Origin of the sequence: Ensifer canadensis (assembly GCF_017488845.2) — a bacterium.
Lineage (GTDB): Bacteria > Pseudomonadota > Alphaproteobacteria > Rhizobiales > Rhizobiaceae > Ensifer > Ensifer canadensis.
In genome coordinates this window covers 19,723-32,978 of sequence record NZ_CP083374.1, presented here as the reverse complement: position 1 = coordinate 32,978, position 13,256 = coordinate 19,723, and the positions used below count along the sequence as shown (strand labels likewise).

Annotated in this window: 13 protein-coding genes; 3 read left to right on the top strand and 10 right to left on the bottom strand. The window is 62.2% G+C overall.

The annotated features are described in order from the left end of the window. The first annotated feature begins 53 nt into the window (after nt 1-53). Together J3R84_RS33640 and J3R84_RS33635 are read left to right on the top strand one after the other, a co-directional pair. Nucleotides 54-1,151 (top strand): HlyD family secretion protein, encoded by a 1,098-nt coding sequence (locus J3R84_RS33640; RefSeq protein WP_203529855.1) that lies wholly within the window; start codon nt 54-56, stop codon nt 1,149-1,151. Then, nucleotides 1,148-2,758: a DHA2 family efflux MFS transporter permease subunit gene (locus tag J3R84_RS33635; RefSeq protein ID WP_203529856.1), complete on the top strand. Its 1,611-nt coding sequence runs from the start codon at nt 1,148-1,150 to the stop codon at nt 2,756-2,758. Before J3R84_RS33640 ends, J3R84_RS33635 begins: the two co-directional genes overlap by 4 nt. Nucleotides 2,759-2,960: 202 nt before the next feature. Here the strand turns inward: J3R84_RS33635 and doeB are convergent, their stop codons facing one another. From doeB to ehuR, 10 genes are all read right to left on the bottom strand, one after another. Beyond that, nucleotides 2,961-3,971, bottom strand: coding sequence for a N(2)-acetyl-L-2,4-diaminobutanoate deacetylase DoeB (gene doeB, locus J3R84_RS33630; protein ID WP_203529857.1), 1,011 nt, complete (start codon nt 3,969-3,971; stop codon nt 2,961-2,963). A gap of 2 nt (nt 3,972-3,973) precedes the next feature. Then, entirely contained in the window at nt 3,974-5,155 is a 1,182-nt protein-coding gene (gene doeA, locus J3R84_RS33625) for an ectoine hydrolase DoeA (RefSeq protein WP_203529858.1), read from the bottom strand. 31 nt (nt 5,156-5,186) lie between these two features. Next, on the bottom strand, nt 5,187-6,179 hold the full coding sequence (eutC, locus tag J3R84_RS33620; protein ID WP_203529859.1) for an ectoine utilization protein EutC: 993 nt from the start codon (nt 6,177-6,179) through the stop codon (nt 5,187-5,189). Beyond that, nucleotides 6,176-7,183 (bottom strand): hydroxyectoine utilization dehydratase EutB, encoded by a 1,008-nt coding sequence (gene eutB / locus J3R84_RS33615; protein WP_192435162.1) that lies wholly within the window; start codon nt 7,181-7,183, stop codon nt 6,176-6,178. Before eutB ends, eutC begins: the two co-directional genes overlap by 4 nt. A gap of 2 nt (nt 7,184-7,185) precedes the next feature. Then, the gene (gene eutA / locus J3R84_RS33610; RefSeq protein ID WP_192435160.1) at nt 7,186-7,965 is read right to left on the bottom strand and encodes an ectoine utilization protein EutA; all 780 of its coding nucleotides are present in this window, start codon (nt 7,963-7,965) and stop codon (nt 7,186-7,188) included. Continuing rightward, nucleotides 7,965-8,627 (bottom strand): ectoine/hydroxyectoine ABC transporter permease subunit EhuD, encoded by a 663-nt coding sequence (ehuD, locus tag J3R84_RS33605; RefSeq protein ID WP_192435158.1) that lies wholly within the window; start codon nt 8,625-8,627, stop codon nt 7,965-7,967. Before ehuD ends, eutA begins: the two co-directional genes overlap by 1 nt. Before the next feature lie 4 nt (nt 8,628-8,631). Then, on the bottom strand, nt 8,632-9,291 hold the full coding sequence (gene ehuC / locus J3R84_RS33600) for an ectoine/hydroxyectoine ABC transporter permease subunit EhuC (protein WP_192435156.1): 660 nt from the start codon (nt 9,289-9,291) through the stop codon (nt 8,632-8,634). Between the two features lie 83 nt (nt 9,292-9,374). Beyond that, nucleotides 9,375-10,208 (bottom strand): ectoine/hydroxyectoine ABC transporter substrate-binding protein EhuB, encoded by an 834-nt coding sequence (gene ehuB, locus J3R84_RS33595; protein ID WP_373688556.1) that lies wholly within the window; start codon nt 10,206-10,208, stop codon nt 9,375-9,377. Between the two features lie 80 nt (nt 10,209-10,288). Next, nucleotides 10,289-11,074, bottom strand: a complete 786-nt coding sequence (gene ehuA / locus J3R84_RS33590) for an ectoine/hydroxyectoine ABC transporter ATP-binding protein EhuA (protein ID WP_057221396.1) — start codon at nt 11,072-11,074, stop codon at nt 10,289-10,291. Nucleotides 11,075-11,197: 123 nt separating this feature from the next. Continuing rightward, on the bottom strand, nt 11,198-12,583 hold the full coding sequence (ehuR, locus tag J3R84_RS33585; protein WP_057221395.1) for a MocR-like ectoine utilization transcription factor EhuR: 1,386 nt from the start codon (nt 12,581-12,583) through the stop codon (nt 11,198-11,200). A 102-nt stretch (nt 12,584-12,685) separates the two neighbouring features. Between ehuR and J3R84_RS33580 the strand changes: the two genes are divergently transcribed. Then, a complete protein-coding gene (locus tag J3R84_RS33580; protein ID WP_203529860.1) occupies nt 12,686-13,168 on the top strand; it encodes an Lrp/AsnC family transcriptional regulator in 483 nt (160 codons plus the stop codon). Nucleotides 13,169-13,256: the final 88 nt, after the last annotated feature.

The following is a 13,256-nucleotide window of genomic DNA, read 5'->3' as shown; positions in this document are numbered from 1 at the left end:
ACTCCATCGAAGGGCTGCCTCGCGGCCACTTAACCCCAACAGGAACTGAGAAAATGGATCCGCTCGAGGACAAAGCCGCCACCGTCGTGGGCGAGGGCGCAGCGATCCGTGGCGCAGCAAAACAAGGCAACAAGAAAAAGGTCGTCGGCCTGCTTCTGTGTCTCGGCGCAGTGATCGCCGTGGCCGGCGGATGGGCCTGGGCTCGTCCGAGCGGCGAGGCGTCGACCGACAACGCCTATGTGCGCGGCGATGTGACCGCGCTTGCCCCAAAAGTCGGCGGCTACGTCACGGCGGTGGAGGTTGATGACAACCAGACTGTAAGCGCAGGGCAGGTACTGTTCCGGATCGATGATCGGGACTACAGGGCGCGCCTTGCGCAAGCGGTGGCCAACGTGGAAGCTGCCGAAGCTCGCCTCACCAATGTCGACGCGGAGACCGAACTTCAGCACGCCCTCATTCGACAGGCCGCAGCACAGAAACGTTCGGCTGTCGCCGAGATGGATCTGGCGACCAAGGCCTATGGCCGCCGTCGTGAGCTTATCCGCAGCAACACAATCAGCCAGGCTCATGTCGATGAAAGCGATACCGCGCGATCAAGAGCGGAGGCGGGCGTGGCGGCTGCATCCGCCACAGTCGAGGCTCAGCAGCAACGCATAACGGTCTTTGCCGCTCAGCGCGAGGCCGCCGTTGCCGCCGTGGCCCAGGCACAGGCCGCTCGTGATCTCGCCCAGATCGATCTCGAAAGCACCGTGGTTCGCGCGCCTATCGCTGGTGTCATCGGTAACCGCCAAGTCCGTATCGGAAGGCTTGTCGCACCAGGCAACGCCTTGCTCGATATCGTACCGGTCGCCGGTGTGTGGGTGGTGGCGAACTTCAAGGAAACGCAGCTCGAACATATCCGGTCCGGGCAGCGCGTGCGCATTCGCATCGACGGCTATCCGAACGATGCCCTTGAAGGTGTTGTTGACAGTTTTGCGCCTGGCAGCGGTTCTGCCTTCAGCTTGCTCCCCACCGACAATGCAACTGGCAACTTCGTTCGTGTCGTCCAGCGCGTTCCGGTGAAGATCCGGCTTGCCGGCAGTCCGCTGCTTGGTCGTCTAGTTCCTGGCCTTTCCGCGCGAGTCGCGATCGATCTTGGGAGCGGGTCATGACAATGGTCGTCATCGCGATCCCGGAGCGTGAGAGATCGACGACAGGCGCGCTTCTGGTCATTGGCATTGTGCTTGCCGCCCTGACGGAGGCGATCGCCAGCACCGTCCTGTCGCTCGGGCGTAGTGATATCATCGGCGACACCTATGCAACGCCAGACGAGTTCGCCTGGCTGGATGTCGGATACACCAGTTTCAAACTCATCGGCTTCATGACGGCCCCCTGGCTGCTCAGCCGCATCCATCCCTTGCGCCTGATTATTGCCTCGACCCTTGCCATGGGCTTGGCGTGCGCCATCGCCGCCATGGCCACTCGCCTGGACTTGCTGGTCGTCCTTCGAGTAATTCAGGGCTTCTCCGGCGGCACCCTGTTGGTCGGCGGTCAGGCGATTATTTTCCTCGCCTATCCCAGAACTCGTCAACCAATCCTGCAAGCGTTGTTCGCCATGGGGGCCGTTGTCGCGCCAGCGACGATCGCCCCAGCGCTTCAGGGATGGTTGCTCGACAGCCAGTCCTGGACATGGATCTTCTACAGTATTGTCCCGGTGGCGCTCGGCGCCGCCGGGCTTCTACCGATCGTAGACATGCCAATGCCGGCAAAAGCGGCGCATCGCCCGTTTGACTGGATCGGTTTTACACTGATGTCCGTCGCGCTCTTTTCGCTCACGTATGTCCTCAGCCAGGGAAGTCGATGGGATTGGCTCGAGGAGCCTCGGATCCTGTGGCTAACGGTGATTGGCATGGCCACGCTGCTGGCGTTTCTTGGCCAACAGGTGCTGGCAAAGGGGCAGGGTCTGCTCGATTTTACCCTGTTCCGGTCGGAGGATTTCAGCTTCGCCTTCATCGTCAGCTTCGTTGCCGGCGCCGCACTGTTCGGGAGCGCCTTCCTCATTCCCTCATTCGCCGTGTCCGTTCTCGCATTCACGCCCACCGACGCTGGGCAGCTCTTGTTGCCGAGCGGTGCACTTTTCATCGGCGCGCTCCTGCTGGCTGCCTATCTCATGCAGGCCCGCCACCTTCCTCCGTTTGCCACGGTGCCCTTCGGCATCCTGATGATCATGGTCGCGATGTGGATGCTGTCCGGCTCGACCAGCGAGAGCGGCGCGGACGACATGATGGCGGCGGTCCTGTTGCGCGGTCTGGGTCTCGGCTTCCTGTTTCTATCGATCACCCTGATCGCATTCAGCAACCTTAACAGCCGCAATCTTGCCTCCGGGATCGGCCTCTTCAATACCGGTCGCCAGCTTGGTGGACTGATCGGGGTCGCAGGGCTGCAAACATTGATAGACCATAACGTTGCCGCCAATGTCGCTGTGCTTGCCGCCGACGTGACCGGAGGGGAGATCGCGGTGCTCGAACGACTGAAGATCACGACAGCTATGCTGATGGCGAAAGGGATGGAAGGAGCTGCCGCTAGCCGGGCAGCAACGAGCCTTCTGGGCCGGGCGGTCACAAGTCAATCGACGGTGATTGCCTTCGACACTGCCTTCAACGCCGTCGCACTGCTTTTTCTGTTTGCCGCCCCGGTGCTGGTCGCCATCAAGATCGGATTGGCAAAATATGCAAAGGCACACGTTCGGCAATCGCAAGGCGAAGAAGTCCAATTGTAAGAGCTTCGCCAGTAACCCCGCGGCCCGTCCATGCTTCGCAAAGGCACACGCGGACCAGATGGCGCATTTTGCTGCAGCGGACTGAGCGGCGCCGACACCGAGCCAGTATTTGCGGTACCACCCTCCAGCGGTGACGACCCCGACGGATCACTTGCGATGACAGCCGGCAGTCGGGTCAAAGCGTGCAGTAGAACGGGTCGAACTAGACGGCAACCGCAACGACCGCGACGCAGTCTCCTGCCTTGACGAGGCCTGGGAAATGCCGGGCGCACAGGATGCCATCCATCTTCGTGCAGACGTCGGAAGGCAGGGCGCCGGTTTTGCCGATCGGGTGGATGCGGGCGACGACCTGACCGGCAACGACGCTGTCCCCCATGTCGACCAGAGGTTCGATCAGGCCGGCGTCCTCGGCAAAGGAAAAGCAATTTCCATCCGGCATATCCAGCCATTGCGTCCGGCCGGCAGCCGACCTGTCCCCACCCTTCAGGATGTCGGCCCTGCGCAAGACGTTGGTGACACCCTGTTTGGCAATGCCTGCGCTTTTTGCAGTTGCCGTGCCACCGCCTCCAAGTTCCGTCGTGATGAAGATCTTGCCCATCTCCTCCGCCGCGGTGTCGTACATTCCAACCGCGTCGATCTCGAGCATCTTCATCGAGTAGGGCGCGCAAAATGCGTCCACGAGTTCAAACGATCGTGCCTCCTGCTGCTTGTCCGACAGGATGTGCGCCGCGCAGAACGGCAGGAAATCCAGCGTCTTTCCGCCGGAGTGAAAATCGAGGACGATATCGGCGAGCGGCAGCAGTTCGCGCTGGAGGTAATCGGCGATCTTCTCCGTCACCGTGCCGTCGGGCCTTCCCGGGAAACTGCGGTTCATGTTGCCCTTATCGATCGGTGATGTGCGCGTCCCCGAGACGAAGGCGGGGTAGTTCATCGCCGGCAGAATGATGACCCGGCCGGCCACGTCTTCAGCCTTCAGGGTTCGCGCAAGGTCGAACAGGGCGATCGGCCCCTCATACTCGTCGCCGTGATTGCCACCGGTCAGAAGGGCCGTCGGCCCTTCGCCGTTTTTTACGACGGTGACGGGGATCATCACCGAGCCCCAGGCGGAATCATCGCGGCTATAGGGCAGCCGCAGGAAGCCATGCTGGACGCCGTCCATCGAGAAATCGACGGTCGGCGAGATCGCAGACGGGCGCAGCTCTGAAACCGTCATGATCAGTCCTTCACGAAAAGCTTGCGCGGCACATTGGCGAGGCATTCGACCCCCGTCTCGGTGATCAGGATGCTTTCTGTGGTTTCAAAACCCATGTCCTCGAGCCACAGGCCGGTCATGAAGTGGAAGGTCATGCCGGGCTTCAGCTCGGTCCTGTCGCCGGGACGCAGGCTCATGGTGCGCTCGCCCCAATCCGGCGGATAGGACATGCCGATCGAGTAACCCGTGCGGTTGTCCTTGACGATGCCGTACTTCTTCAAGACAGTGAAGAACGCCTTGGCGATATCCTCGCAGGTGTTGCCCGGCTTGGCCTGGGCAAGCCCCGCCTCCATGCCTTCCAGTGTCGCCTTTTCTGCGTCGATAAACGCCGGCGTCGGCTTGCCGAGGAATACGGTACGCGATAGCGGCAGATGGTAGCGATTGTAGCAGCCGGCAATCTCGAAGAATGTGCCTTCACCCGACTTCATCGGCCGGTCGTCCCAGGTCAGATGTGGGGCAGACGCCTCGACGCCTGAAGGCAGCAATGGCACGATCGCGGGATAGTCGCCGCCGATGCCGTCGACGCCGCGCGTGCCGGCATCGTAGATCTCGGCGACGAGATCGCACTTGCGCATGCCGACCTCGATCTTGTCGAAAATGCGCTGATGCATGCCTTCGACGATACGGGCAGCGTTGCGCATATAGCCGATTTCGGTTGGGCTCTTCACCGCGCGCTGCCAGTTGACCAGCGCCGTCGTATCGACGAAGCGGGCATTGGGCAGATGCTTCTGCAAGGCCGCATAGGCGGCCGCCGAGAACCAATAGTTGTCCATCTCGACACCGATCCGCAGCTTGTCGAGACCGCGCTCGATGAGCTTTGCAGCGAGATAATCCATCGGATGGCGCTCCGTGGACTGCACATAGTGATCAGGGTAGCCGATGATGTTCTTATGGCTCAGATAGGCCGTCAGCTTGGCGCCATTGGCATCCTGCCCGCGCCCGTACCAGATCGGCTCGCCGGTCGGCGGCACCACCACCGCCTGATGCACGTAGAACGACCATCCGTCATAGCCGGTGAGCCAGGCCATATTGGTCGGATCGCTGACAATGAGCAGGTCGACGCCCTTTTCCTCCATGGCCTTGCGCGTCTTTTTCAATCGCGCCTCATACTCCCCAAGGGAAAATTTGAGATTGGGTTGGGTCATGTCTCTCCCTCATTCTCCGGCCGTGCCGGTCTCAACTTTCAAATGTCGTGCCCTTGCCGCGCTCCTGCGCGCGGGCGAAGGCAAGCGTGGCAATGGCGGTGTCCTGGATCCCGGTGCCGGTCAGGTCGACGATCGTGATCTGGTTCGCATCGGTGCGTCCCTGCCGCTGGCCGGCGATGATTTGGCCGAGCTCGGCAAAATCGGCGTCGGCGGCAATGGAGCCGGCCTCTATGGCGTGGTGCAGTTCGCCGAGACGCCGCGTCTGCTTCAGACTATCGGCGACATAGAGCGAGGCTCGGGCGATTGCTGCGGGTTCGATCTCGTTCTTGTGCTCGGCGTCGGAACCCATCGCGGTCAGATGTTGGCCGGGCTGCAGCCAGGCAGCTTGGAGGATCGGTGTTTCCGCCGGCGTCGTGGTGACGATCACATGCGCGCCATCCACCGCTCGCTGCGCATCGCGTTCAGCGCGCACGGGAAATCCGAACTTCGCTGTCAGCGACCGCGCCGCAGCCTCTGCCTTTTCGCTATCCCGACCCCAGATCCGCGCTTCCCGGATCGGCCGTACCAGGCAAAGCGCTTCGAGCTGCAGCGTTGCCTGCATGCCGGCACCGAAAATAGCGGCCACCGAGGCGTCCGGTCGCGAGACGTGCCTGGCAGCAACCGCGCCCGCCGCCGCCGTGCGCACGTCGGTTAAATAGCCATTGTCGAGGAGCAGCGCCTGCACGACACCTGTTGTGGCCGACAGCAACACCATCAGGCCGTTGGTGCTCGGCAGTCCGAGCATGGGATTGTCGAAGAAGCCGGGACTGATCTTGATCGCGAACCCGTCTAGACCGGGGACATAGGCTGTTTTGACGTCGACTTCGCCCCGGTGTTCGGGGATATCGAGGCGCAGGATCGGCGGCATCACCACAGCTTTCGTGGCGAGCGCGTGAAAGGCATTCTCGACGCAATCGACGGCCGCAAGGTCCAGCGGCACGAGCGCCCTCAGGTCGGCCTCGGTCAAAATGGTCATGCGTGTCATGCCGCGTTCTCCCGCAACAGATCCGTCTCGCCATTCACCACGCGCCGGTGCAGCCCCATGTCGACGTTTCGGCCGGAGAGGATCAGCGCAAGCGGGCGGCCGTGCGTGTCGATCTTGCCGGCAAGCAGTGCCGCAATACCGACCGCACCTGCGCCTTCGACGATCTCGCGCTCTTGCGCGTAGGCGTGCCGCATGCCAGCGGCGATCTCCGCTTCCGAGAGCAACACGATGTCATCGAGCAGCGCGTGACACATGGCAAAGGTGACGCGATTGGCAAGGCCGATACCGCCGCCGAGCGAGTCCGCAAGACTTGGCACCTCGGGAACCTCGACGGGGCGACCCGCATCGAGGCTCGCCCTCATCGCCGCGCCACGTTCCATGGTGATGCCGATCACGCGAACGCCCGGCCGGCGCGTCTTGACCGCCAGCGCCACGCCCGAGGCCAGGCCGCCGCCGGAAAGCGGAACGAGCACGGTTCCGACCTCCGGCATGCTGTCGACGATTTCGAGACCGAGCGTGCCCTGGCCGGCAACAACAGCCGGATTGTCGAACGGCGGCACCATCACGAGCCCGTCCTGCTCGACGAGCCTTTCGACTTCGCGCTGGGCATCGTCCTGCGAGGCACCGGTGATATGGACCCTGGCGCCAAGACGACGAATTTCAGCGACCTTGTTGTCGGGAACGAGGTGCGACATGCAGATCGTCGCAATCGTGCCTTCGGCCTTTGCGGCATGGGCGAGAGCCCGGCCGTGATTGCCGGTGGAGGCGGCAACGACGCCGCGCTTGCGCTCGTCAGGCGACATGGACAGCAAGGCGTTGCAGGCGCCGCGCAATTTGAAGCTGCCGGTGGTCTGGTGATGTTCCAGCTTGAGCCCGACAGGCACACCCGACAACTCGGACAGGGATGGTGAGAGAACCAAAGGCGTTCTCAGCACATGCGCCGAAATCCGGCGGGCGGCCGCTTCAATGTCGCCATAGGCCACGGGCAGGGGAGATCCGGCCATGCTCACGCTCCCGCCATCGGCAGCGTCATCAGCCGGCCGAGCTGAGGACGGTGCTCGTCATCGCCGCAAAGGCGCAGGCACGCCCAGGCGGTTGCCAGATTGCTGGTGACAACGGGCTTGCCAATCGCATCCTCGATCCGGGCAGCGACAGAGGCGGCGCGGACCGCCGTGCAGGAAATGAAGAGCGCGTCGGATTTCTCCGCCATCGCCTCCCTGGCGAAAGCAATGATTTCGTCGGAACCGATACGCGCCATTTCGCGATCATCCGTCAGGCCCAGGCAGGTAAACCGATCGATCGTAAATCCGCTCTCAGCAAAATAATCCGCCATCGGCCGGCTGGTCTCGAGGGTATAGGGGGTCAGCACGGAAATGCGGCGGGCACCGAGGGCATGGAGGCCTTTGACCGCCGCCGCCGTCGGGGTGACGACCGGCACGTTGGGCTTTGATGCATGGATTGCCGCCGTGACCTGCTCGTCGCCGATGACCACCGAGGCCGAGGTGCAGGAATACATGATAACGTCGAGCTGTTCGTCGGGCAGGATCAGGCCGGCGGCCGTCGTCAGCGACGGCTGCATCGCGCGCAGGTTTTCAGGCGTGACCGGATTGGCATAATGGATGCGCGCGACATAGATGCCGATACGATCGCTTGCGACCATGCGCTGGAAGTCCGGCTCGGTCGTGTGGTCGGTGGCGAGGATAATCAGCCCGACGCGTTTTTCGAGCGGGCGCTCGTCAAGCTTCGGTGCGCGAGAAGCAAGGGAAAGAGACAGCGTTTTTTCCATCAGCGTTCCTCCACCCGGCTGTAGCGTTCTTCCAGCCACCTGAGGAAGACGACAGAGATCAGGCTCATGATCAGGAAGAAGACGCCGACAAGCGTCATCGGTTCGATGTAGCGATAGTTGCTGTTGGCGATGCTTTTCGCCTGATTCATCAGTTCCAGTACGGTGATGGCCGACAACAGCGGTGTCTCCTTGAACATGGCAATCAGATAGTTCGCCAGCGCCGGGATCATGGGCGGTATCGCCTGCGGCAGGATCACGTGCAGCCAGGTCTGGCGCAGCGTCAGATTGGTGGCGCGCGCCGCCTCCCATTGCCCGCGCGGCACGTTCTCGATGCCGGCGCGATAGACTTCAGCCGTGTAGGTGCCGTAGTGGATTCCAAGCCCGATGACGCCGGCGACAAGCGCAGGCAGGCTGATGCCTATGTCAGGCAGGACGTAGAAGATGAAGTAAAGCTGGACAAGCAGCGGCGTGCCGCGAATGAACTCGAGGATGAAGCCGACCACTCGGGCAATCGGTTTCGGGGCCGAGAGCCTGAGGATCGCAAAGACGAGGCCGACGACGGCGGCGACCACTGCCCCCAGAACCGTGGCCAGGATCGTGATCTTCAGGCCTTCGAGCAGGGTCGGCATGATCTGCCAGACGAAATTCCAATCCCATTCCATCGGATCAAACCCTCACGCCATCAAGGCCGCGTGTCATGCGTCGCTCCAGCCACCGCATGCTGCGCGAAATGACCCAGGACATCAGGAAGTAGAGAACGAGGATCACCGTGAACGGGATCAGCGTATTGCCGGTCTGGGCACGCACGACCTGTGCCTGAAACGTCATGTCCGTCAGCGAGATCAACGAAACGACGGCCGTGCCCTTCAACAATTCGATGGCGTTGTTGCAGAAGGTCGGCAACATCAGCGGCAGGGCCTGGGGCAGGATGATGTGGCGCATGGCCTGAGAGCGGGTCAGGTTGAGCGCGATGCAGGCTTCGCGCTGCTCCCGGCCGATCGCCTTCACCGCACCGCGCACCACCTCGGCACCATAGGCACCGACATTCAGGCCGAGCGCCAGGACGCCCGCCTGTAGCGGCGTCAGCGTGATGCCTGCGAAAGGCAGCACGAAATAGACCCAGAACAGCTGCACGAAAATCGAGGTGCCGCGAAAGAACTCGATGTAGGTCGTCGCCAGCGCCCGCACCGCCATGAAGCGGCTGACGCGCGCAAGCCCTGCCACGAAGGCCATGACGACGGCGAGCGCCGAGCCAAGCACCGTCAGCTGCAGCGTCACCAGCGCGCCCTGCAATATCAGCCCTATGTAGCCGGACCAGTCGATCATCGTTGTTCACATTTCCAGTCGTCGTCGTGAGCGATCGAGACCGGCTCCCTTGTCGCAAGCGCGAAGAAGGGAGCCGGAGAACCTTACTGGGCCGCGCAGAGCTTTTCGCGCGTCGTCGACATCGCCGCCTTGGCGGAAAAACCATAGGGTTCGATGATCTTGGCGAACTCACCGGATTCCTTCAGCTTCGCCAGCTCGACGTCGAAGGCGTCGCGCAGCGCTTCGTCGCCCTTCTTGAACGCGGCGCCGTCGCAGTAGACCGGCGCACCTTCGACAGGGGCGACAACCTCGAGGTTCGGGTCGTTGGCTTTCGACATCAGGTCGTTGATCGACAGGACCGGCAGGGAGTAAACGTCGATGCGCCCATCCTGCAGCATCTTCAGCCCGCTCTGACCATCAGGCACGACAATGACGCGATCGCGCGGAACGCCGGCTTCCAGCGCCAGCTTTTCCTCGGTGCCGCCGCCCGGCGCGCCGATCTTGACATCGGGATTGTCGGCAATGTCCTTGTAGCTCATCAGCTTCAAGGGATTGCCCTTCTTCAGCGCGAAGGCTTCCGCGTCGCAAAGAACCGGTTCCGAATAGGCAACCGCTGCACAGCGCTCGGGCTTCATGAAGAGGCCGGCGGTGATCGCATCGTGCCGCCCGGCCTGAAGGCCGGGGATCATCGCGCCATATTCGGAGATGGATGCGGCGACATCAGCAACGCCGAGGCGCTTGAAGATTTCGCGGGCAACGTCCGGTGCGGCACCAGACACCTTGCCGTCGGCGCCGACTGCGGTGAACGGCGGCTCGTTGGCGATCGCAATGCGGGCAAAGCCCTGCTCCTTGAGCTGCTGCAGCTTGTCGTCGTCAGCAGCGGCCGGGGTTGTGGCAACGAATGCAATCAGCGTCGAAACGCTTGCGGCCACTGTCATAAAATGCGTCATTTTCATCGGTATCGGCTCCTCTGGCTGTTCTTCATCTTCTTGTTTGGGGCACATCCCGGCGCGAACGCTCAGACGCGGTGCCCTGCCGCGATTATCTTGCGCAGGAACACTTGCGTGCGCTCTTGCTTCGGATGACGGAAGATGTCGTCCGGTTTGCCTTCCTCGACGATCTTGCCGCGGTCGAAGAAAAGGATCCGGTCGGCAAAATCGTGGGCAAAGCCCATCTCATGGGTGACGAGCAGCATCGTCATGTCGGTCTCGGCTGCGAGTTTGCGCATGACGTTCAACACTTCCTCGACAAGCTCGGGGTCGAGTGCGGATGTGACTTCGTCAAACAGCATGATCTTCGGCGACAGCGCCAGCGCCCGGGCAATCGCCACCCGCTGTTTCTGCCCGCCCGACAGCTGCGCGGGCATGCTTTTGGCCTTGTCGGCCATGCCCACCATGTCGAGAAGCTCCATTGCCCGCTTTTCCGCGGCCGGCCTTGCCATGCCCTTGGTCAGCATCGGCGCCAGCGTGACATTGTCGAGAACGCATTTGTGCGGAAACAGGTTGAAGTGCTGGAAGACCATGCCGATCTTCTCGCGCATCCGGTGAAGGTAGCGCTCGTCGGCGGCGACGAGGCCGCCGTTCCCGGGCATGTGATAGAGCTGCTCACCATCGACATGGATATGGCCGCCGCTGATCGTCTCCAACGTCATCAGGATGCGCAGGATCGTCGTCTTGCCGGAGCCGGACGGACCGATGAGCGCAAGCTTTTCTCCTGGCATGACCTGCATCGACAGACCGTCGAGCACCGTCAACGGACCGTAGCGCTTGATGATGTTATCGATGCGGATGATGGGTTCGGGCATTCACGTCTTTCCCTGGTGGGGACCGGTGATGCCTTAACGATGATCGCCCATCTAAATCATGTCAATTGGAATAATAATATCATGACAATTATTCCAATTCCGCCCGGAAAATAGGCTTTCGCCTCAAATCGCAAGCAGAAGCGCTTCGGGATTTCCCATCGCAAGCGAGGCGACGATGCCGAGGCCCTGTCGCAATTCCTGCTCGGTGGTGGAGCCCAGCGATATGCGCACGGCCGGGCGCCAGCCGAGGTCCGAGGTGCGGAAGGAAGATCCTGGCGCTATCGCCACGCCACGCAGGCGCGCCTGCGAGACGAAGCCCTCTTCGGTATGACCCTCCGGCAGCGGCAGCCAAATATGCAGGCTCTGCGGATGGGAATGATAGTCGAGATTGCCGAGCGCCTCGGCGGCAATGGCGTGGCGGGCAGCCAGTGCCCGCCGCTGCCAGTCGACCAGCTCGATTGCCGTTCCATCGCTCACCCAATGCGTCGCGATCTCGGCGATTGCCGGTGTCGCCATCCAGTTCGAGACGAGATGCCGGTTGGCAACGGCAGCCACATAGCGATCGGGTGCAGCGAGATAGCCGATGCGCAGGCCCGGAACGGTGATCTTGGTGAAACTCGTGATGTAGAGCGTCCGCTCCGGCGCAAAGGCCGCGACCGGCTTTAGTCCCGCATCGACGAGCGGACCGAGAATGTCGTTCTCGATGATCGCGATGTCATGACGACGGGCGACTTCGGCAAGGGCGGCGCGCCGCGCCTCGCTCATCAGCGTTGCCTTCGGGTTGATGACCGACGGCTGCAGGAAAATCGCCCGGATGACGCCTTTTCGGCAGGCTTCGTCCAGGGCCCCAGGGATCATGCCGTCATGGTCGATCGGCAGGCCTTCGAGGTGGATGCCGAGATAGGTCGACAGCGGCACCAGCGTATGATGGCTCACCGCCTCGGTCGCAATTGTCGATCCGGGAGGCGCGACGCTCATCAGCGCCACCGTCATGGCCGATGTCGCGCCGTTGGTCAGGCTGACATTGAGCGGCGATATCTCCAGGCCACAGCGGGCAAGCCATTCTGCCGCCACGTTGCGATGACGCGGGAACACCATGTTGGGGCGGAAGGAGAGCGCCGAACTCGAGGGCAGGTTCTCGGCAAGCCAGGCAAACGCTCCCCGCATTTTCTGCAGATGGAGCTGTTCGCAGACCGGTTTGAGGATCGAAAGGTCGATCAGTTCGCCCAGGCGCTCCGGCAGATAGGGGGGCTCAGGCTCCTTTGCCTGGGTCTGCACGAAGCTGCCGCGCCCGATTTCGCCGGACACAAGCCCTCGGCGGATCAGTTCGTCATAGGCCCGGCTCACCGTTTGAACCGACAACGACAGCTCGTCGGCAAGGTTGCGATGGGTCGGAAGGCGCTGCCCGTTGGATAGTTTGCCCTCCTGAATCGCGCGCGCGAACTGTTCGGCCAACGAGAGGTAGGCCGGACGGCGGAGTTGGGCAGGGTCGGGGCGCCAAGTTGTCATGATTTTACACTGCTGAAAATCAGGTCAATTGACAACGGCAAAATCAACACCCAATCTCTTTTCCCAGATTTGACATGAAACAGCACGCGCGAAAGCCATGAAATGAAACTCGACGCCATCGACCTGCGCATTCTTGAGGCTGTCCAGGAGGACGGTCGCATTACCAAGCTGGCGCTCGCCGAAAAGGCCGGGCTGTCGCCGACGCCGTGCTGGATGCGACTTCGCAAACTGGAGAAGGCCGGCATCATCACCGGCTACCATGCCCGGGTGGCTGTGCGCCGCGTGGCGCCGGTGGCGAGCGTGATGATGGAAGTGACGCTCGGCAATCACCGGCAGGCTGATTTCGAGCGCTTCGAGCGCGCCGTCGCAACCATACCCGAGATCACCGCCTGCTGGTCGGTCGGCGGCGGCGTCGATTATATTCTGAAGATCATCGCGGCAGATATCGACGCCTACCAGCGGCTGGTCGACAGCCTGCTCGATCGCGAACTGGGGATCGACCGTTACTTCACCTACATCGTGACGAAGACCGTCAAGGAAGAAACCGTTCTCCCTCTGGCCGCATTGATGCCGGCAGCACCCTAGACAATCTCTCTTTCCTCCGGCACGATTTCAGACAAAGTCTCTCGTCGCTGCTCGCTGAACAGACAATCTCTCGCCCGTCCGCTGCCAC